Genomic DNA, 20,203 nt, shown 5'->3' with positions numbered 1-20,203 from the left:
CACTTCGTCGAGAGGTACAGCGCCGCGCGCGGCTGAGCGGGGCGTCCCGCGGGCGGGAGCACGACAGCAGGATCCACCTTCTTCGGCAGGACGGTGGCGCGTGCTCCGTCCTGCCGATGCTCGTCAGTCCTGCTGTCTTGCTCGCCTCAGGGGACGGTGTGGCCCGCGGCGGTGAAGAGGCGGTACCACTCGGGCCGGGTGAGCCGCAGCTCGGAACCCGCCGCGGCCTCCCGGACGCGCTCGGGCTTGGTCGTGCCGAGGATGACCTGCATGTCCGCGGGATGCCGGGTGATCCACGCCGTGGCGATGCCGGTGGGGGTCACGTCGTACTTCGCGGCCAGCTCGTCGAGCACGTCGTTCAGCTCCGCGTAGTGCTCCCGGTCGCCGATGAACGGCCCCGTGAAGAAGCCCGCCTGGTAGGGCGACCACGCCTGCAGGGTGATCCCGTTCAGGCGCGCGTAGTCGAGGATGCCGTTGTCCCGGTCGATGGACTGGTCGAGCGCGGCCATGTTCGACGCGACGCCCGCGGCGATCAGGTTCGCGTGGGTGATGCTCAGCTGCACCTGGTTGAACGCGAGCGGCTGGCGGACCGACCGCTTCAGCAGCTCCACCTGGTACGGCGTGTGGTTGGAGACGCCGAAGGCGCGCACCTTGCCCGCCGCCTCCAGGGCGTCGAACGCGGCCGCGACCTCGTCCGGCTCCACGAGCGCGTCGGGCCGGTGCAGGAGGAGCACGTCGAGGTGGTCGGTGCGGAGCGCCGCCAGCGACTCGTCGACGGAGGCGAGGATGTGCTCCGTCGAGAAGTCGAAGTACCCGTCGCGGATCCCGACCTTCGACTGGAGCAGCACCTGCTCGCGCTCGGCGGGAGAGAAGGCCATCGCCTCCCCGAAGCGCCGCTCGCAGCGGTGGTCGCCGCCGTACACGTCCGCGTGGTCGAACATCGTCACGCCCACGTCGAGGGCCGAGCGGACGAGGGTGCGGATCTCCTCGTCCGACATCTCGGGGATCCGCATCAGCCCGAGGACGACGTTCGATGCGGTCAGGTCGGTCTGGGGGAGTGGCAGCTGCTTCACGGACGGCATCGTCGCATCGACCGGCTGGGATGTGCAGGCGGGCGACGTCGGCGGACGGGCGCCGTGTCCGGTCGAGCCGCCGCCGTCCTCAGGAGCCCGTGTGCACCGGGAGGACGATCCGTGACGGGTGCGCCGGTCCGTGCAGGAGCTCGAGCCGGTTCGGGAGGCCGATGCCCGCCTCGGGCAGCGGCTCACCGGTGCCCGGGTTCGGCGCGTAGCGCGGGAAGTCGCCGCCCGCGACGACCAGCCGCACCCGGTGCCCCGCCCGGAAGCGGTAGGCCGTCGGGAACAGCGGCACGTCGACCGCGAGCACGCCGTCGTCCCCGATGAGCACGTCGTCCGCCGGCACGGTCCTCGGGTCGAGCCGACGGATGCCGTCGGCGACGTTCCGGGAGACCCCGTCGGCGTCCACGTCGCACAGCCGCACGAACACGTCCGCGTGCGCCCGTTCGGACCGCACGTGGAGGCGGACCGTGGCGCGCCCCACGACATCGAGGTCCCGTGGCTCGGGGGCGCCGGTGAAGACGAGCACGTCAGGCCGGGCCTCGCTCGCCCCGTCGTCCACCTGCTGCCCCGGCGGCGAGAGCAACGGACCGCCGTCGAAGGTGGTCGGCGCCGCGGGATCGAACACGATCGCCTCGAGCCCCTCCGCCGCGCTCGCGCCGGTGCGGAGCAGCTCGCCGGAGGCGAGGTGCCGCTCCTCGTCCCGCGTGCCGGGCAGCGGCCACGTGTCGGCGGTCAGCCACCGGTCGGTGCCCTGCAGCGCGATCCGGACAGGCGGCGCCTCCGGCGCCGGGCCGCCGCGCAGCTGATGGTCGAGGAACGCGAGGTCCGAGCGGAGCATCTCGCGGACCTCCGGCATCGCGCCGTGCAGCCAGGGACCGATCGTGAGTCGCGCGGGCACGCCGGCGGCCTGCAGCCGGGCGAAGTCCTCGAGCTGGAACGGCAGGAAGAGGTCCCACCAGCCGGTGACCATGTTCACCGGCGGCATGCGCTCCAGCGGCGCACGGCTGTGGTCGGAGGCGGACCAGAACGGGTCACCGGGCTCCGCGTGCTCGGTGACGTCGCGCCAGAACGGCTCCGGCCGGCCGGCGATCCGGACGTCCGCATCACGGAGCGGCCGCGTGCGCAGCTCCGTGACCACCCGCCGCCGTGGCCGTGCGGCCTCGAACCGCGCGCGGACGCCGCGGCGCTCCTGCCGGGCGATCGAATCGCTCCAGGTCAGGGCGTTCAGCGCGCCGGGGGCACCGCCCTCGTAGAAGGAGGCGCTCATCCGCGCGGCGGTGATGTGCAGCGAGGAGGCGGCGAGCGGTGGATCCGCGTAGGGCGCAACAGCCCACTGGGTGTGCGCGAAGTAGCTGCCGCCGGTCGTGGCGACCCGGCCGTCGCACCAGCGCTGCGCTCGCACCCACGCGAGCGTGTCCATGCCGTCCTCGTGCTCGTGCGCGAACGGTCGGAAGACGCCCTCCGACCCGAACGTGCCGCGCACGGACTGGATCAGCACCTGGAACCCCCTTCGGGCGAGCACGACCGCGAACAGGGCCCCGCCGAGGTTCGCCCGGCCGTACGGCGTGCGGATGAGCACCACCGGCATGGCAGCCGCACCGCGCGGGCGGTAGAGGTCGCCGAGCAGGACCGTGCCGTCGCGCATCGGGACCCGGAGGTCCCGGGTGACCGCGTAGTCGGTCGTGCCGGCCGGGACGCCCGCGATCAGCTCGATCGCGCGCCGGCCGACGAGGGCGAGCCTGGGGGCACGTCGTCGTCGCATGCAGGCAGTCTCCGCCCCGCCGCCCGGGCGTGCGGTGCTTACCGACCGGTGCGGGTCGTCGTCAAGCCCCCGTCTGGTTCGGAGCGGTCCCCCTACGGTCGTTCAGGATCTGAACGGACGGTGAAGGGCGGGTCGAGGCGGCGGTTGGGCACGATGACCTACGGGGCGTGGACGATCGAGTTCGACGACCGGCTGCTCGCACATCTCCAGCTCGTGATCGTGCAGCGGCTCCGCAACCAGGAGCGGTTCGCGATGTCGTGGATCGACGGCTCGGAGTCCGGCGGCGGCCGCAGCTCGATCTGGCTGCATCCGGAGGGGGACCTGTACTTCCGGTTCGCCGGATCCCGCACGCCCGACATCGACCCGGACTGGATCCGGCAGCTCACCGATTCTGCGCAGAGCTCCCGCGGCCTCATCGTCACGCACGAGGACGGCCGGCTCGCGCGGTCGGTGAGCACCAAGCGCACCTGAGCGGGGCGCCCGCCCGAACGGGCGGCTCGGGCAGGATCGAGCCATGATCACCGCCGAGTACACGATCCCCGGCCTGCACGTCCGCGATCACGCGGTCGACGTGCCGCTCGACTGGTCCGCCCCGGACGGCGGCGCGTCGATCACGCTGTTCGCGCGCGAGCTCGTCGCCGCGCACCGGCAGCGGGAGGACCTGCCGCTGGTCCTCTTCCTGCAGGGCGGCCCCGGCGGGAAGTCCCCGCGGCCCCTCGACGCCTCCGGCTGGATCGGGGTGCTGCTCGAGCGCTTCCGCGTGGTGCTGCTCGACCAGCGCGGCACCGGGCGCAGCTCCCGCGTCGACGCGGCCCGGATGGCGTCGTTCGGATCGGCGGAGGAGGGGGCGGCCTACCTGGCGTGCTTCCGGGCCGACTCCATCGTGCGGGACGCCGAGCACCTCCGGCTGACCGTCTTCGGCGGCCGCCGCTGGACGACGCTCGGGCAGAGCTACGGCGGCTGGATCACGCTCGAGTACCTGTCCGCCGCCCCCGAGGGGCTCGCAGCGGCCATGGTGATGGGCGGCCTGCCGGCCCTCCGTCCGGACGCCGCCGATCTCTACCGCCGCACGTCCCCGCGCGCGCTCGCGAAGAACCGTCGGTTCGAGCAGCGTTACCCGGGCGACGTCGCCACGATCGGCCGCATCGCGGACCGGCTGGCGGAGGAGGACGTGCGACTGCCGGACGGCGACCGGCTCACGGTGCGCCGACTGCAGTTCATCGGCGGGGCGCGCTTCGGCATGCAGCACGGCTTCGAGGAGCTCCACTGGCTCCTCGACACCGCCTTCGGCAGCGACGGCCGGTTCTCCGACGCGTTCCTCGAGGCGGCGCTCACGGCGAGCTCGTTCGCCGACAACCCGCTCTGGGCCGCGCTGCAGGAGGCCGCCGAGTACACGGACGACACCTCCGGGGCGACGCGCTGGGCGGCGCAGGCCGAGCACGAGCGGCACCCCGAGTTCGCCGAGACGGCCCGCCCGCTGCGCTTCACCGGGGAGATGTTCTTCCCGTGGATGTTCGAGGAGATCCGCCTGCTGAGACCGTTCTGGCCTGCCGTCAACCTGCTGCAGCGCCGCACCGACTGGCCCGCGCGGTACGACCGGGCGCGGCTCGCGGCGAACGAGGTGCCGGTCACGGCGGCGGTCTACTTCGACGACCTCTACGTCGATGCGGACCTGCAGCTGCAGACGGCGGCGGAGGTCGCCGGGCTCACCACCTGGGTCACCGACGAGTGGGAGCACGACGGCGTCGGCGCGAGCGGCGGCGAGGTCGTGCGCCATCTGCTGCGGCTGCTCGACGAGCGAGGCGGACCGCGCCCCTGACCCGGTGGCGGGACTTTCGCCCGTTCGTCGCGTCCGCCCGGCGGCCTAGCGTCCTGGGGTCGCCTCGGGCTTCGAGGCGGGAACCGATGCGCACCGGAAGGCGCGGTGATCGAGCGTGAGCGAGGGACCCGACGGCGGGCTCGCCCGCGACCGTCGTGACGGCATGTCGCCGTGCGCCGAGATCGCTGGGCGCACCCCGATGCCGCGCGCATGAGCGATCGGTTGACGCGGAGGCAGGCGCTCGCGATCGGAGCCGTCGGCGCCGGCGCGCTCGTGGTCGGGGCGACGGGCGCGGTCGTCGCCGGCAGGCTCGCGCCGCGGACCGGCGGGGACTCCACGCCGGCCGAAGGCGGTGCGAGCAGCGGGTTCCGCGAGCCGTCCGTCGTGACCTCGGCGGCCGGGGTCCTCGAGCTGGACCTGCCGGTCGCCGCGAGGTCCGTGACCCTCCGCGGGGAACCGGTCAGGATGCTCACGTACGCCGGCACGGTCCCGGGCCCGACGCTGCACGTCCGGCCGGGCGATCGACTGCGCATCCACCTCCGGAACGAGCTCGAGGTGCCCACCAACCTCCACACCCACGGCCTCCTCGTGTCCGCGCGTGGGAACAGCGACAACCCGTTCCTGCGGATCGGGCCCGGCGAGCGGTTCGACTACGAGATCGACCTGCCTGCGGACCACCCGGCGGGCGTGTTCTGGTACCACCCTCATCATCACGGCATGGTCGCCGACCAGCTGTTCGCGGGCCTCTACGGGGCGATCGCGGTTGACGAGGACGATTGGGAGACGGCCCCGCCCCGGATGGTCGTGATCTCCGACGTCACGATCGCCTCCGGCGCGGTCACTCCCGTCTCGCAGCCCGACCGGATGCTCGGACGCACCGGTCAGCTGCTGCTCGTGAACGGTCAGGTGGCGCCCGTGCTGACCGCGCCGCCCGGGTCCGAGCAACGCCTGCTCGTCGTGAACGCGTGCGCGAGCCGCTACCTCGACCTCGGGCTCACCGGACTCGACGCGACCGTCCGCGGCATCGACAGCGGTCACCTCCTCCGTGCGGCCGACCGGCTGCTGCTGATGCCGGGCAACCGAGCCGATCTCGTCATCAGGACGCCACGCTCCGGTGTGGACGTCGTCGCACGGGCTTACGACCGCGGTGCGGCCGGAGGCGGCATGATGGGCGGCCGGTCGGCGGTCTCGCCCGAGGCGCTCGTGCTCACCGTCGCGCCCGACCCCGGGGGGAGCGCCATCGCCATCGCCCCGCCGGTGGCGGAGACCCACCCCGATCTGCTGGCCGCGCCCGTCCGGGCGCACCGCACCGTCACCCTCTCCATGGGGATGGGCGCGGGCGCGGGGATGCGCTTCCTGATCGACGGACGCGCGTTCTCGCCGGATCGCGTCGATCTCGAGGTCGCGCTCGGCGACGTGGAGGAGTGGACGATCGTCAATGCATCGCCGATGGCGCATCCCTTCCACCTGCACGTCTGGCCCATGCAGCTCGTCCGCAGGGGGACCGCCGCGGTCTCCGGGATCGACGTGCGGGACGTGGTGGACGTCCCGCCTCGCAGCTCCGTCAGGGTCCGGATCGCGTTCGACCGGTTCCCGGGCAGGACCGTCTACCACTGCCACATCCTGGACCACGAGGATCTCGGCATGATGGGCGTCATCGAGAGCGCCTGAGTGCGTTCCGTCCCCTCGCACACCATTGCGATGCCGGTCAGGTCCGGCGCCCGGCGCCTCCATCGTCGTCCCTAGCCTCGACGCATGAGCGCCACGGCCGACCCGGCCACGGGCCGCGCTGCGGTCCGTGAGCAGGCGGACGCGCAGGTCGCCGCCGCTCCTGCCCCCGGCTCGTCGCGGCCGGTGCCGCAGTGGCTCCGCCGCGGGCTGACGTTCCTCGCCGCGCTGGCGCTCATCCCGGAGGCGCAGCGGCTGTGGAAGGTCTCGGTGTCGCGGGCGCCGACCCTGAACCTCCACTCCTCGACCACCGCGCACGTGCAGGCGCTCCTCCTCCTCGTCGCCCTGGCGGCGTTCGGCGTGCTGCTGACGACCGCCGTCCTCGCGGTCGGCTCGACCTCGGATCGCGGCATCCGCCGACTGGACGCCGCGGTGCTCGCCGTCGGGGTCGTGCTCCTGCTCGGCGAGTTCGTGCTCTCGCACGCGGTGAACGACGAGGGGGCGCTGACGGCGAAGGCGGCCGACGCGCTGCTCCACGGCACCCCGGTGTACGGGGTCGACTGGCCGGGCCTCGTCACGAAGGTCCCCCTGACGAAGACGATGGGCGGCGGGGCGGACTACCAGTACGGCTACCCGCCGCTGGCGGTGCTGCTCACCGCCGCCGTGACGCTCCTGCATCACAGCGCGGCGGCCGCCGCCGTGGTCACCACCGCGGCGCTCCTCGCCGCGACGATCGTGCTGTGGTGGCGCGTCGCCCCCGTCTGGCGCCCGATCGTGGTCATCGCCCTGCTCGCGCTCGAGCCGATCGCCGGGTCGGCGGCCGGCGGGTCGCCGATCCTCGTCGCGATCGCGCTGCTGGTGCCCGTGCTCCTGCGGTTCGACCGCACGGGCGCCGACGGGCGGCTCGGGGCGACGGGCGTGCTGAAGGGCGCGGCGCTCGGCGCCGCCTGCGCGAGCCAGCAGCTCGCGTGGTTCCTGCTGCCGTTCCTCGTCGTCGCGCTCTACGCCCTCCGCGTGCGCGAGGTCGGGCACCGCGGCGCTGCGCTCGTCGTCGGACGGTTCCTCGGGACGGCGGCCGCGGTGTGGCTGCTCATCGACCTGCCGTTCATCGTGACGCAGCCCGCCGCATGGGCGCAGGGGATCCTGATCCCGCTCGCGCAGCACGGGATCATCCACGGGCAGAGCCTCGTGGACATCCCGTACCTGCTGACCCGCGGCAGCGGCGCGCTCGACCTGTTCTCGACCGCGACGATCCTCCTGTTCGCCGGGCTCCTCGTCGCCGTGCTGCTGTTCCCCGCGCGGCTCGGGCCGGCGCTCACGATCCTCCCGGTGGCGGTGTTCTTCGTCGCCACGCGCTCCGACTACGCCTACTGGCTGCAGTTCAGCCCGATCTGGCTCGCCACGGTCGCGACCGTGCCGGTCGCCTCGTTCGGCCTGGCGTGGCGGCCCCGGGTGGTCGGCCGCCTGCTCTCGGCGGCGAGGGCGGGGATCGTCGCCCTGCTCACCGTCCCGCCGCTGCTCATCGCCCTCGTCGGCGCGTTCACGCCGCCGCCGCTGCAGCTGCACCTCGACGTCGCGGCCTCGGTGCCGGGGAAGCGGTCGGCCATCGGCGAGGTGACGGTCACGGCCGTCAACGTGTCCGACCACGTGGTGGCGCCGCACTTCTGCTACCTCGAGCAGGGCGGCGCCTCGAACTGGTGGGAGATCCTGCACGGGCCGACGACGCTGCACCCTGGCCAGCGCGCGGTGTACGTGATCGAGCCGACGGGCGAGCAGCAGCCGCTCGTCCGCGGCTCCGCGATCCTCGCCGTGTCGGACCAGCCGATGACCGCATCGTCGGTGCCGCTGCCCGCATCGCTCAGGCGGCGGTGATCAGGGCGGCGACCAGCCGGTGATGTGCCACTTCGTCCAGGTCGCGGCGAACCACACGAACTGCAGGACGACGCCGAGCGCGATCAGCGCGCCGCGCACCAGCCGGGACCGGATGCCGCCGAACCCGCCGAGCAGCGGGAACAGGGGCAGGAGCAGCCGGAACGTGCTCGACTGCGGGTCGAACACGGCGAGCAGGTAGCCCCCGTACATCGCGGCCCAGAGCCGGATCTCGAGCCCGAGGCGGCGGATCGCGGGCACAGCGACCAGCAGCGCGGCGAACGCGGCCACCACGGCCACGAGCACGGCGATCCCGGCTCCACCCGGCGCGATGCGCTCGGCCGCCACCACCCAGGAGCCGAAGGGGAGCAGCGCCCCGCTACCCGCGTGGGATCGGCGCCAGGCAAGCTCGGAGGTGACGTAGGCGGACGGATCGCCCGTGCCGAGCCAGGCGACGACGGGCCAGAGCGCCGCGCCTCCGATCGCCGCAGCGGTGGCGGCGAGCGCGGACCAGAGCCGTCGTCCGCGCAACGGCTCGTCCGCCGTGCGGCGGAGCAGCCGCAGCGCGACGTGGATCCCGATCAGCGCGGCGAGGGGGACGCCGATCGGCCGGGTCAGGTCCGCGACGAGCAGCACGGGGATGAGGGTCAGGTACCGCCTCCTGACGAGCAGCAGCAGGCAGCCGCCGAGCAGGAGCATCGCCATGGCCTCGGCGTAGGCCACCTGGAACAGGGGCGAGAGGGGCCCGAAGCAGAACAGCGCGACGGCGAACCCAGCCGGTCGGCCCAGCGCCCGCAGCAGTCGGTCGAACACGAGCGCGGCGCCCAGCGAGCACGCCGCGGACACGAGGACGGATGCGACGTCCCAGGGGATCCCCGTCACCGCGATGACGGCGTTCACCACCGCGGGGTACGCGGGGAGGAAGGCCCATGCGTTCGCGATCACGTGCCCGGAGGGGTCCAGCGGCAGGCTCGCTGGATAGCCCTCCGTCGCGATCGTGTGGTACCACCCGCTGTCCCAGAACTGCGCCAGCCGGAAGTAACCGGGGTGCGCAGGAGCCCAGAAGGTGGGGCGCTCGTGTGCGGCGAGCAGCAGCATGATGGCGGTCGTCACGACGCGCGACGCCAGCCAGATCGCCACGACCCGGGCCCACCACGTCGACCGGAGCCGCGAGCCGATCCGGACCGGCGTGCGGGTGCTGCGGGCCCTCGCGGCGTCGACCGTGCTCACGGGTGCGGACCGATCGCGCCCGGCGAGGTGCCCGGCGTGCCCCACCGGGCTCGAGTCCCTTCCTCCACGGTCCGCCGGAGGAAGCCCGGATCCCGGAACCGGCGGCGGAGCGGACGCTCGAGCCCGACGTAGGACAGCGTGCAGAGCGCCAGCAGCCCGGCCGCCCAGATCACTCCCCGCAGCGTCTGCGCGGGATGGTGGCCGGTCAGGCGCACGAACACCACCACGGTGAGGATGTTCCAGAGGTACAGGCCGTACGAGAGCCGGCCGATGAAGGCGAGCGGTGCGGAGCCCAGCACGGCGGCGCCCGGGCCGCGGGACGCCGAGGACGCCCACAGCACCACGGCGGTCGAGAACACGGCCGCCTGCCCGAACCCGTCCGGGTCGATCGCCTGCAGCCCGGTGGGGATGCGGAGGACGAGGAGCAGGAGGCCGGTGCCGCCCAGGAGTGCGAGCACGGCGAGTCCGTGCTGCGCCGCGCGGTCCGGCGCCCAGCGGGCTCGCAGCACCGCGACCAGCACCCCGAGCACGAGCGCGTCGATGTGGGACACCGGCCCGAAGAAGACGGCGTCGTGGCTCGCGCCGCCCGCGAGCTCGGCCGCCCGGAGCATCCACGTCAGCGCGACGACCCCGAGGAGCAGCGGACCGATCCAGCGGCGTCCGCGTCGCCAGAGCAGCAGCAGCGCGATCGGCCACAGCAGGTAGAACTGCTCCTCGACCCCGAGCGACCACGACCACTGGAAGTGGATGCCGACGCCGGCGTTCCCGACGAGCGCCTGGATCAGGTCCATCGAGTACGTCGCGGCACCGACCGGCCCCAACCAGTACGTCCCTGGCGGCTGGCGGATCAGCAGCAGGTAGCCCACCGTGGCCAGCAGCACCACGGCGAGCGCCGGGCCGAGCCGGATCAGCCGTCGCCAGTAGAACCCGCGGAGGAACAGCGTGCCGCTGCGGTCGTGCTCCTGGATCAGGAGGGTGGTGATCAGGTACCCGCTGATGACGAAGAAGACCGTGACGCCGTGGAAGCCCCTGGTCCGGAAGCCCGCGTGGTCGGCGATGACCGCGCTGACCGCGAGCGCTCGCAGGCCGTCCAGCACCGGGTTGTAGCCGGAGGGGGGGACGGTCGGGGACGTCGAGGATCCACCGGTCACCGCCGCGACGATACGAGAGCGGGGATGGCCGCGCAGCCCCGCTGCGTCAATGGAACCTGACCGTCCTCAGCCGCCTCGGGCTCCTCGGATCGGACGTACGGGTGAAGCTCGGAAAAGGTTCAGCCAATGGTCGGAAGATGCTCGATCGCAGCACGGCTCACCCGCCCGGGCTGCTCGCTACCCACCCACGCCTCCGGCGTGCCAGCAGATCTGGAGTACCCGCATGACCTCCGCTCCCGTCACTCCGACGTCCACGTCGACGACGACCAACGCTTCGGCCAAGCTGAACGGGCTCGCGCTCGCCGGCTTCATCGTGGCGCTCGTCGGGCTCGTCCTCTTCTTCACCACCTGGATCGGCGGCCTCATCGCGCTCGTCGGCGCGATCCTCAGCATCGTGGGCAAGGTGCAGGTGCGGCGTCGCGGCGAGCGCGGCAACGGGCTCGCCATCGCCGGCACGATCATCGGCATCTCCGGCGTCGTGCTCGCGATCATCTACACCTCGGTGATCGTCGCAGCCGTCCTCCCGCAGCTGCAGCAGGCCCACTGAGGGTCAGGTGCGCCGGGGCCCGACGGGCTCCGGCGCACCCGCTCGTCAGCGCCTGCGGGCGGCAGGCGAGTCGCCCGTCAACCCGCGCCGGGCGTCAAGGAACGCGCCGAGCCTGGCGATGCCCTCCGACAGCGCCGCCCGTGACGCGGCGTAGGAGAGCCGGACGTGGGTGTCCCCGGTCGCGACCGCGAAGTCGCGGCCAGGAGTGAGCGCGACGTGCGCCTCCTGCAGCACCTCCTCGCAGAACCGCCACGCGTCCGACCCCGTGCCGCTCACGTCGATGTACACGTAGAAGGCGCCGTCCGGTTCGACGGGCACAGGGAGGCCGATGTCGGCGAGCCCCGCGAGCACGAGCGCACGCCGGGCGGCGAGCTCCACGCGGCGCTCCTCGCAGATCGTGAGCGAGTCGGGCGTGAACGCCGCGAGCGCCGCCTGCTGCGCCGGGGCGGATGCGCAGAGGAAGTAGTTCATCGCGAGCCGCTCCACCACCGGGACCAGCGCCTCCGGCAGCACGGCCCAGCCGAGGCGCCACCCGGTCATCCCGAAGTACTTCGAGAAGCTGCCGATGACGATCGCGTCCGGGTCGTGGGCGAGCACCGTGCGCGCGGGCGTCCCGTCGGCCGCCGGATCCGCCAGATCGAGGTAGATCTCGTCGACGATGCGCCACGCGCCGCGCTCGCGGACGAGGTCGCAGAGCGCCGCGAGCTCCGCCGGGGGGATCGAAGTGCCGGTGGGGTTGGACGGGGACGCCATCATCACCGACGTCGTGCGATCGCTCCACGCGCGCGTCACCGCAGCGGTGTCGAGCTGGTAGCGCGACGCGGCCGACGTGGGCACGAGCACCGGACGGCCGCCGAAGCTGCGCACCAGCTCGCGGTTGCAGGGGTAGGACGGGTCCGCGAGCAGTACGTCGTCGCCCGGGTCGGTCGTCGCTGCGGTCACCAGCAGCAGCGCCGCGGAGGCGCCTGCGGTGATGGCGATCCTCGCCGGGTCCACCTCCACGCCGTGCTTGTCGCGGTAGAAGCGTGCGAGCGTCTCGCGCAGCGCCGGGAGGCCGAGCGCTGCCGTGTAGGGCAGCGGCCGACCGTCCATGGCCTCGCGCATCGCCTCCCGAACCGCCGGCGGGGCGCCGAAGTCGGGTTCCCCGATCGACAGCTTCACGACGTGGTGGCCGGCGGCCTCGAGCTCGGCGGCGCGCTGCCCGAAGGCGAGCGCGTGGAACGGCTCGGTCTCCAGAGCCCGTTGAGCGATGTGCATCGGTCCTCCTCGGTCCGGCGACGGCCCGGCGATCCTGGCACCGATCGCCCCGCCCTGCGTCACGGGCGCCTCCGAATCGGCGTCAGCGCAGCGGCTTCGTCATGGTCGTGGTGACCACGGCGTAGCCGAGCGAGTCGTACAGGTTGCGGGCGCGGGCGTTCGGCCCGAAGACGTTCAGCCCGATCTCGCTCCAGCCCTCCCGGCGGCCGATCGCCTCCGCCGCGAGCATCGCGCCGCGGCCGTGGCCGCGCCCCCGGTGCGCCTCGTCGATCTGGACGTCGTAGACGAATCCGGCGCCCGCCTTCCGCGGGTGCGGCCCGACCCAGAGCACGCCGACCGGCGCCCCGTCCTCATCGAGCACCCGGAGCAGATGCATCCCGGGCGTGTCCTGCTCCTGCGGTAGGAACTCGGCGTGCTGCTGCGCGCTGCGCTCGCGTGCCGCCTCCGGCGAGAGCATGCCCGAGTCGACCATCTCCTGCGCGTAGGAGGCGAGCTCCACCGCCGTCCACCGCTCGTACTCCTCGGCGGTCATGGGCCGGACGGGTGCTGCCTCGCTCATGCGCGCAGCGTAGCCACGACGCCCGGGCGCGCCGTCGAGCCTCATCGCTTCGCAGGACGGTCAGAGCAGGAGGAGACCCGCCGCTCCGGCCACGATCACCACGGCCCACGGCGGCGCCTTCCACATGGTCAGCGCGACGAACGCCGCCACCGCGATCGCGAGCGCCCGCACCGAGGTGATGCCGGAGGTGAAGACCGGCGTGTAGAGGGCCGCGGCGAGCAGGCCCACGACGCCGGCGTTGACGCCCCGCAGGGCGCGCTGCGCCACAGGGGAGTGGCGCAACCCCGCCCAGAACGGGAGCGCGCCGACCACGAGGAGCGCCGCCGGGAGGAAGATCGCGAGGAGCGCGACGATCGCGCCCGGGATCCCGGCCGGCGACCTCGTGGCGACGGTGCCGAGGAACGCGGAGAAGGTGAACAGGGGGCCCGGGACGGCCTGGGCCGCCCCGTAGCCTGCGAGGAAGTCGGTGTGCGTGACGAGGCCGCTGGGGACGAGCTGCGCTTGGAGCAGCGGCAGCACGACGTGGCCGCCCCCGAAGACGAGTGCGCCCGCGCGGAAGAAGATCGCGCCCAGGCGCAGTGTTCCGTCACCCGTGGCCTGCGCGGCGATCGGGAGCGCGATCAGCAGCGCGAGGAACGTCGCCAGGCAGGCGATGGCGAGTGGGCGGGGCACCCGGATCACGAGCGAGCCCTCGTCCTCCGTCGGGGCGGTCGCGGCCGACGGCGCCTCCGGCAGCCACAGCAGTCCGACCAGCCCCGCGGCAACGATCACCGCGACCTGTGCCAGCGCGGTCGGCAGGAGGAGCGCCCCGATCATGGCGCCGACCGCGATCGTCGCCCGCCGCGCGTCCGGCGTCAGGTTCTTCGCCATCCCGAGCACCGCCTGCGCGACCACCGCCACCGCCGCGGCCTTGAGGCCCTGGATCCAGCCGGCCGACCCGAGGTCGCCCAGCGCGACGACCGCGTACCCGAACGCGACGAGCAGCACCGCCGAGGGCAGGGTGAACGCCGCCCAGGCGGCCAGCATCCCGGCGAACCCCGCCCGTTGCAGGCCGATCGCCATCCCGACCTGGCTGGATGCCGGACCGGGGAGGAACTGGCACAGGCCGACCAGATCCGCGTAGGCCCGCTCACCGAGCCACTTCCTCCGCACCACGATGTCCTCGCGGAAGTAGCCGAGGTGGGCGACCGGGCCGCCGAACGAGGTCAGCCCGAGGCGCAGGAACGTCCGGAAGACCTCGAGGGCGGTGCCCGGGTGCCGCCGTGCCCGCGCGGGTGCCGCCGCGCTGATGCCCGCCGCTTCATCCACCGTCGGCGGCCTTCCGGTCGTCGCTCACCGTGTCGACCGACCGCGCCCTCAGGGGACGCGGCTCAGCGCGATCCGCCTGACGGCCTGCCGGAGCTCGATCTCGTGCAGGGCCATCGCGGCGAGATCCTCGAGGGTGCGCACCTCGTCGGGCGTCATCGGATGGGGGCGGGTGTCCGCGAGGGCGAACGCACCGAGGTTGTGTCCCTCCCTGGTGATGAGGGGCACGCCCGCGTAGGAGCGGTACGGCGACTCCGGGTTTCCGGCGACGGCGGTCACGCGCGGGTCCGTGGTGGTGTCCGCGATGATCAGCGTCTCCTGATGCAGGCTGCCCGTCGAGCCCAGGCCGGTCTGGCGTTCGAGCTCCTCGACGTCGAGACCGTGGCGCGACTTCAGCCAGACCCGGTGCTCGTCGACGAGCGCGATGACCGCGACCGGCACGTCGAACACCCGGGCGGCCATCGCGGTGAGCCGGTCGAACTCCTCATCCGGCGGGGTGTCGAGCAGCTGGGAGTCGCGCACCGCCGTCTGCCGGGCGAGTTCGGGATCCGGCGTCTGGGGCGCCGGCCCGCCGAGATGACGGACGATGACGGCACGGAACGCGGCCGCGGCCTCGCCTGCGGTCGGCCGCTCCGCGGGGGAGCGGGCCGTCATGCTCCGGAGGATGTCCGCGACGTCGTCGGCGAGATCGCACGGCATGTCCGGGTCCCGGTCGAGGCGGGCGAACGCCGTCTCGAGCACGTCGCCCGGGTAGGCCGGGCGCGCGGTGGCCGCTTCGAGCAGCACCAGGCCGAGCGAGTAGATGTCGGTCTTCGCGTCGAGGACCCCGCCCTCGACCTGTTCGGGACTGAGGTACGCGGCGGTCCCGACCGTCTCCTCGCTCGGCTTCTCGATCTCGTCGGTGAGCATCGCGATCCCGAAGTCGCCGAGCTGCCCACGATCCGGCCGGTTCTGGGCGGGCGAGAGCAGCACGTTGGCCGGCTTGACGTCGCGATGGATGATGCCGTGGTCGTGCACGTACTGCAGTGCGCCGAGCAGGTCCCACCCGAGGTAGGCGATCTCGAACTCGCTCAACGGTCCGTGGCGGAGGCGCTCCCGCAGGTCAGGGCCGTCGACGAACTCCATGATGAGGAACACCTGCGGCGCGTCGGGGTCGGTGAGGTCGACGCCCGCATCCAGGAGCGAGACGAGGCCGGGGTGGTTCAGGCCTCCGAGCAGGCGGGCCTCGCCCTCCTGGACGCGCAGCTCCTCCTGGCTGATCGCCCGGGTGGCGAACACCTTGATCGCGACCTCGCGCCCGAGCAGCAGATCGCGTGCCCGGTAGACCGTGGAAGCGCCCCCTCGACCGAGCCGCGCGCCGATGCGGTAGCGGCCTTGCAGGACGCCCGGCAGGGCGGGCGACTGGGTGGGCTCGACCATGTGACGGCTCCTTCGCGGCGTCGAGCGGGCAACAGTGCATCCTCCCATCCGTCGCCGTCGAACCGGCATTCCCGTCCGGGGGCTTGCCTCAGCGAGCGGAGCCTGTCAGGAGGAGGACCGGGGCAGCTCCCGGTCGTCGGGGAGGCGCGCCACGAGCGCGCCGACCGCTAGGCCGGCCACCGACACGGCAAGCCAACCGAACTGGAAGGTGAAGTCCGCGCCGGCTCCGATCGGCCCCATGCCACGCGGGGCGTGCCACAGCACGCCCTGCAAGCCGGTCCTGGCGATCTCGTCGAGGATCTGGGCGGCCGAGGTACCGACCGCAGTGATCGCCGCAGCGGTCGCGAAGGCCCGCGACGCGATCCGGGCATCGGGTCTACCACCCCTGAGGCGACCGAACGCGACCGAGAGCGCGATCGCGACGCCCGCGCCGGTGAGGGCCCAGGCGAGCGGACCGAATGCCAGCCCGACGCGCACCGAGGTCGCCGGATCGCTGACCTCGGCGGTGACGCTCGTCGCCGTGACCTGGGCGCTGTCGGCGATGAAGGCCGCGCCTCCGTAGGCGTTCTGCCCGACCGGGTGCAGCGGCAGTGCGGTGCCGATGGTCGTGCTGACGGGGTTCCCCGCGAGCAGCCCCGGCACCGCGCCTGCCGTGATGAGGACGCCGAGGAGCTGGAGCGCAGCAGCGACCAGCGCGAGCAGCCAGGCGAGGCGGACGGACCACTCGAATCCTGATCGGCGACGGCCGGACACGGGCGCTGCGGCGGTCATGAGCGCACGGTAACGGCCCGAGCGGCCGCCGGGTGGGAGCGACCCCGGCGATCACGGGGGAGGAGGTCCGTCGAATGACCTGATCCACACGTCCCCGTCAGGCGGCAGCGGAAGCCGGTCGCGGTCAGGCGGTCGTTGTGCGTGCCAGCTCGGCGACGTGCTCGAGGACCTGCTGCAGCCGCTCCTCGCCCATGAGCGTGATGCCGCCGAAGCGCCTCCGGAACGCGAGCTGCAGGCGGTGTCCGTCGGTGAGGTCGAGGACGGCGATCGCGATCACGGCACGCCCTTGCGGCATCCGGTCCGTGGAGGTCGCGGCGAGACTCGTCCAGGGGACGCTGAGCGTCGGGATGGCTGATCCCGCCTGCCACAGCTCCATGCCGTGTTCGTTCATCGCCCAGACGACCGATCGCGGTGTGGGCGCGGATGGTTGCAGCGCTCGGAGGCTTCGCAGCAGCGTGCGGTTGCTGACGGCACCGGGCAGGACGGTGGAGCGCGGTCGGTGCGCGCGCAGGACCGCGAGCACCTCTCGGTCGGACCGGGCCATCCTGATGATCAGGGGGGTGGCCAGCGCCCCGGTGGCGGCTGCGACGACACCGTAGGTGATGCAGAGTCCGGCCCACGCCGGGATATCTCCGGGTCCCGGGCCGGTCACCACGCCCCAGACGCCGGGCAGCAGTGCGGCGATCCCGGTGATGGTCAGCAGCACGAAGGCGATGTCCGTGTGGACGACTCGGCTCGGAACCAATGCGCCGTCCTGTCGGTCCACTGTCGTCCCCTCTCCGCCTGCAGTCTCGCGCGTGGGCTCGGGATCGGATGCATCGACGGACCGGGGCTCCTTCCCCGTGTCGGGCCGTTCGGTTCCGTTGGTGATGTTCGTCATCGGGTCGGCGATATCGCCCCGACGCATCCGGCTGGCCGTGGTGGCCGCGCCGCGTGCAGGGGACGCGGCGCAGGTCGAGATCCGCTGGTCATCGGAGGTGAGGAGCGGCGTGGTCGACGGTGGTGGTGACCGCGGTGAGGCTCTCGACGGTGCCCGCGGGCATGCCTCGAGCTGCGCGGGTCAGGACCCGTCGGGTACCGATGACGACGCCGTCGTGGGCGTCGATGACGAGGTCGAGGCGCACGCCGAGCGTGGCATCCGTCCGGCCGATCGCGATGCCGGTGCGTCCGTCGAGGTTCGCGCTCCGGTCGGTGATCCGGATCCCCGGCAGGGTCGCGATCGCTCGGAAGACGGCCGCTCGGGTGGCCGCCGGGGCGAATCCCGTGTCGAGGATCTCGGTGAGCGCCTCGAACATCGCGTCGTGGTTGCTCCTGCTGGTGCTGATCCGATGTGCCAGCGCGGTGAGGAGCGCGTCGGTGTCCGTGGGAAGCGCCTTGAGCGACGCCGGGGTCCACGGGGCCGCGGAACCACCCCCGGTGGGTGCGAAGACCCCGTTCCTGCCGCGCTGCACGACGGGGCCGTCGTCGACCTGGTACTCACCGCTCTGCGCCGCCCGCTTCGCGGCTGCGGAGAAGTACGCGAAGGGGACGCCGACGCCCCGCCGCTGCACCCACTCCGCGCTCGGATCCGCGGGCACCCACTCGTCGTCGGTGCCCCGGATCTGCCACGCGAGGACCGGGCCGCCGCTCTGCGACCCCGACACCGACCCGATGTACTCGGTCCGCACGTGGAGGTAGTCGCCGGGAACGAGTCGAGGGTCGTTGACATGGATCGTGTCGATCGCGGCCTGCTCGAGCGTCTCGGTGACCGCGGACGCCGGGCGGGATCCGCCTCCGAACCCGAAGACGGTCCCCGCGATCACCAGCACTGCCAGACCCGCTGCCACGCCGACGAGACCCGCGATCCGGATCTGCCGGCTGCGGCCCTCCCGCGCCCGGACGGTCGCTCCGGGCTCGGCGCCGAAATCGGCGAGCAGCCGCGCCTTCACGGCTTTGAACGACGCCTCGTCCATCGTCGGCTGCGAGTCGTAGATCGTTCGCAGGATCGTCAGGTCACGCATGAGTGGTCCCGTTCGTGTCATCGGTGCGGAGGAGGCGACGCGCGCGGTTGAGCCGTGAACGGACCGTGCCGACCGGGATCCCGAGCGCTGCCGCGATCTGCTCGTAGGTCAGGTCCGCCCACGCGTAGAGCAGGAGCGCGTCGCGATCGCGTTGATGTAGACGCAGGAGGCGCGACCGCATCGCTTCGACCGCCCGGACCGCGTCGAGCGCATCGTCCGTCGCCGGCGTCGGGTCGTGCGCCTCGTCGCTCCCGGCAGCGCCTGCACCGACGAGGTGTCGGGCCTCGATTCGTCGATGCCTGTGCGCCAGCCGGATCGCGATCCCGAACAGCCACGGGCTGCTGTCCTCGAAGGACAGGTCGAACCGGGAGCGCGCCCGGAAGGCGACCAGGAAGGTCTCGGACAGCACGTCCTCGGCGGCGTGCGTCCCGAGCCGAGCGGCGAGGAATCGGTAGAGCCGACGGGCGTGGCGGTCGTACAGCGCCGCGAACCGCGCGGGCTCCGCGAGCGAGTCACGGATGATGGCGCTGTCGGTCGTCACACCAGGTATTGCTCGTTGCGGGTGATTCGGTTCACGACTCGAGCCTGCCGTCCGAACCGCGCCTGAACGCGCCGGCGCTCCGACCGGCCTGCGGCCCGTCATGGAGGCGATTCGACGCCGGACGGCCCGTGGGACCCTGCGAGTCGCGGGACCTGTGCAATGGTTCGTGCGTCCGGCGCCGAGATCGCGCGCGAGCACTGTCCATGGAGATGGAGGCCGTGTGGGCATCGATCCGCAGGACGCTGCCGATCCGTCGAAGCGCTCCGCGCAGCGCGCGGTCCCTGGGCCCGGCCCGTCGGCCGACGAGGTGGGAGCGCACGGGGTATCGACCATCGCCGGCGCGCGCAGCGCGATGTCGCCCGCCCGGACGCCGTCGCGGTTCCTGAGGTGCGTCGTCGTCCTGATGGCCGTCGCCGCAGTCCTCGTCGTCCTCATCACGGTGGCCGTCACCGTGCCCTTCACGAAGGGGAGCAGCGCGTCGGGTGCTCACCTGGCGACCGCACCGCACGCGTCCGCCACGCCTGCTCGGAGGAGCACCGCGCCGGCGAGCGCGTCGATCGCTCACGACGGCGGCAGCCGCGAGTACGCGAAGGGACGCGCAGCCCGGGTCGGGAACGGCGTCTTCCGCTACACGGTCGCCCCGGGGGACACCTTCCTCGGCATCGCTTCGCGGTTCCACGTCTGCGTCGCGGACATCGACAGCGGACGGCCGCGTCCTGACTGGGGCTCACCGTTGACCGCGGGTACGCGGATCAGAGTCGAGCTCGGTACGTGGCCGACGAAGGCAGACGGCACCGTCGACTGCATCTGGGACCACTGACCGGACGTCCACCACGGACGGCGAGACCGACGGTCGACGTCTCGCCGCGCACCGGGGTTCAGGCGAGCGTCAGGAACAGCTTCTCGAGCTCGTCGACCGTCAGCGCGTTCTCGCCCTCCGCCGGCTCGGTGAGGCAGTTCCGCAATGCCGAGGACACGATCGCGAAGCCTGCGCGGTCGAGCGCCTTGGACACGGCGGCGAGCTGCAGCACGACGTCGCGGCACTCGCCGCCCGCTTCGACTGCGGCGACGACGGCCGCGAGCTGTCCCTGCGCGCGACGCAGGCGGGTGACGATCTTCCGATCGATGTCAGCGGCAGGAGGCGTGCCGTCGGCGACCGGAGCGGATGGGTTCATCTCATGGGTCCTTTACCAGGAAGGGGTCGGGGGGGCGGGGGGCGCCGGCCC

Annotated in this window: 19 protein-coding genes; 6 read left to right on the top strand and 13 right to left on the bottom strand. The window is 73.0% G+C overall.

Annotated features, from left to right (window positions below; translation table 11 throughout):
- Nucleotides 1-146: 146 nt before the first annotated feature.
- Entirely contained in the window at nucleotides 147-1,073 is a 927-nt protein-coding gene (locus ACTHLI_RS09135; RefSeq protein WP_440182925.1) for an aldo/keto reductase, read from the bottom strand.
- Nucleotides 1,074-1,161: 88 nt separating this feature from the next.
- Complete coding sequence (locus ACTHLI_RS09130) at nucleotides 1,162-2,841, bottom strand: CocE/NonD family hydrolase (protein WP_440182923.1); 1,680 nt, start codon at nucleotides 2,839-2,841, stop codon at nucleotides 1,162-1,164.
- 153 nt (nucleotides 2,842-2,994) lie between these two features.
- On the opposite strand from ACTHLI_RS09130, the gene ACTHLI_RS09125 reads away from it, so the two are divergent.
- From ACTHLI_RS09125 to ACTHLI_RS09110, 4 genes are all read left to right on the top strand, one after another.
- Nucleotides 2,995-3,312, top strand: coding sequence for a DUF7882 family protein (locus tag ACTHLI_RS09125; RefSeq protein WP_440182922.1), 318 nt, complete (start codon nucleotides 2,995-2,997; stop codon nucleotides 3,310-3,312).
- Between the two features lie 43 nt (nucleotides 3,313-3,355).
- The gene (locus ACTHLI_RS09120) at nucleotides 3,356-4,660 is read left to right on the top strand and encodes an alpha/beta fold hydrolase (protein ID WP_440182920.1); all 1,305 of its coding nucleotides are present in this window, start codon (nucleotides 3,356-3,358) and stop codon (nucleotides 4,658-4,660) included.
- Nucleotides 4,661-4,870: 210 nt separating this feature from the next.
- On the top strand, nucleotides 4,871-6,331 hold the full coding sequence (locus ACTHLI_RS09115) for a multicopper oxidase family protein (protein ID WP_440182919.1): 1,461 nt from the start codon (nucleotides 4,871-4,873) through the stop codon (nucleotides 6,329-6,331).
- Between the two features lie 84 nt (nucleotides 6,332-6,415).
- Nucleotides 6,416-8,200, top strand: a complete 1,785-nt coding sequence (locus ACTHLI_RS09110; RefSeq protein ID WP_440182917.1) for a hypothetical protein — start codon at nucleotides 6,416-6,418, stop codon at nucleotides 8,198-8,200.
- Here ACTHLI_RS09110 and ACTHLI_RS09105 read toward each other — a convergent pair whose 3' ends face one another.
- A complete protein-coding gene (locus tag ACTHLI_RS09105) occupies nucleotides 8,201-9,427 on the bottom strand; it encodes a hypothetical protein (protein WP_440182915.1) in 1,227 nt (408 codons plus the stop codon).
- Nucleotides 9,424-10,578: an acyltransferase family protein gene (locus ACTHLI_RS09100; RefSeq protein ID WP_440182913.1), complete on the bottom strand. Its 1,155-nt coding sequence runs from the start codon at nucleotides 10,576-10,578 to the stop codon at nucleotides 9,424-9,426. Before ACTHLI_RS09100 ends, ACTHLI_RS09105 begins: the two co-directional genes overlap by 4 nt.
- 223 nt (nucleotides 10,579-10,801) lie before the next feature.
- Here ACTHLI_RS09100 and ACTHLI_RS09095 point away from each other — a divergent pair, with 223 nt between their 5' ends.
- Nucleotides 10,802-11,125 (top strand): DUF4190 domain-containing protein, encoded by a 324-nt coding sequence (locus ACTHLI_RS09095; RefSeq protein WP_440182911.1) that lies wholly within the window; start codon nucleotides 10,802-10,804, stop codon nucleotides 11,123-11,125.
- A 45-nt stretch (nucleotides 11,126-11,170) separates the two neighbouring features.
- Here ACTHLI_RS09095 and ACTHLI_RS09090 read toward each other — a convergent pair whose 3' ends face one another.
- The 8 genes from ACTHLI_RS09090 to ACTHLI_RS09055 all read right to left on the bottom strand — a co-directional run bounded on the left by ACTHLI_RS09090 (nucleotide 11,171) and on the right by ACTHLI_RS09055 (nucleotide 18,977).
- Nucleotides 11,171-12,382 (bottom strand): aminotransferase class I/II-fold pyridoxal phosphate-dependent enzyme, encoded by a 1,212-nt coding sequence (locus ACTHLI_RS09090; RefSeq protein WP_440182910.1) that lies wholly within the window; start codon nucleotides 12,380-12,382, stop codon nucleotides 11,171-11,173.
- Between the two features lie 82 nt (nucleotides 12,383-12,464).
- Nucleotides 12,465-12,941, bottom strand: a complete 477-nt coding sequence (locus ACTHLI_RS09085) for an N-acetyltransferase family protein (RefSeq protein ID WP_440182909.1) — start codon at nucleotides 12,939-12,941, stop codon at nucleotides 12,465-12,467.
- A 60-nt stretch (nucleotides 12,942-13,001) separates the two neighbouring features.
- Nucleotides 13,002-14,249, bottom strand: coding sequence for a chromate efflux transporter (gene chrA / locus ACTHLI_RS09080; RefSeq protein WP_440182908.1), 1,248 nt, complete (start codon nucleotides 14,247-14,249; stop codon nucleotides 13,002-13,004).
- A 48-nt stretch (nucleotides 14,250-14,297) separates the two neighbouring features.
- The gene (locus ACTHLI_RS09075; protein WP_440182907.1) at nucleotides 14,298-15,665 is read right to left on the bottom strand and encodes a protein kinase domain-containing protein; all 1,368 of its coding nucleotides are present in this window, start codon (nucleotides 15,663-15,665) and stop codon (nucleotides 14,298-14,300) included.
- A gap of 105 nt (nucleotides 15,666-15,770) precedes the next feature.
- Entirely contained in the window at nucleotides 15,771-16,436 is a 666-nt protein-coding gene (locus ACTHLI_RS09070; RefSeq protein WP_440182906.1) for a hypothetical protein, read from the bottom strand.
- Between the two features lie 124 nt (nucleotides 16,437-16,560).
- Nucleotides 16,561-17,181, bottom strand: a complete 621-nt coding sequence (locus tag ACTHLI_RS09065) for a hypothetical protein (RefSeq protein WP_440182904.1) — start codon at nucleotides 17,179-17,181, stop codon at nucleotides 16,561-16,563.
- Between the two features lie 223 nt (nucleotides 17,182-17,404).
- A complete protein-coding gene (locus ACTHLI_RS09060; RefSeq protein ID WP_440182902.1) occupies nucleotides 17,405-18,436 on the bottom strand; it encodes a CU044_5270 family protein in 1,032 nt (343 codons plus the stop codon).
- Nucleotides 18,429-18,977, bottom strand: coding sequence for an RNA polymerase sigma factor (locus ACTHLI_RS09055; protein WP_440182900.1), 549 nt, complete (start codon nucleotides 18,975-18,977; stop codon nucleotides 18,429-18,431). The genes ACTHLI_RS09060 and ACTHLI_RS09055 overlap by 8 nt, the downstream gene beginning before the upstream one ends.
- Nucleotides 18,978-19,197: 220 nt before the next feature.
- Here ACTHLI_RS09055 and ACTHLI_RS09050 point away from each other — a divergent pair, with 220 nt between their 5' ends.
- The gene (locus ACTHLI_RS09050) at nucleotides 19,198-19,797 is read left to right on the top strand and encodes a LysM peptidoglycan-binding domain-containing protein (protein WP_440182898.1); all 600 of its coding nucleotides are present in this window, start codon (nucleotides 19,198-19,200) and stop codon (nucleotides 19,795-19,797) included.
- Nucleotides 19,798-19,855: 58 nt separating this feature from the next.
- Here ACTHLI_RS09050 and ACTHLI_RS09045 read toward each other — a convergent pair whose 3' ends face one another.
- The gene (locus tag ACTHLI_RS09045) at nucleotides 19,856-20,152 is read right to left on the bottom strand and encodes a metal-sensitive transcriptional regulator (protein ID WP_440182897.1); all 297 of its coding nucleotides are present in this window, start codon (nucleotides 20,150-20,152) and stop codon (nucleotides 19,856-19,858) included.
- Between the last annotated feature and the right edge of the window lie 51 nt (nucleotides 20,153-20,203).

This window comes from Amnibacterium sp. (assembly GCF_051956055.1).
Taxonomy (GTDB): domain Bacteria; phylum Actinomycetota; class Actinomycetes; order Actinomycetales; family Microbacteriaceae; genus Amnibacterium.
This window is presented reverse-complemented; position numbering and strand designations above follow the sequence as displayed.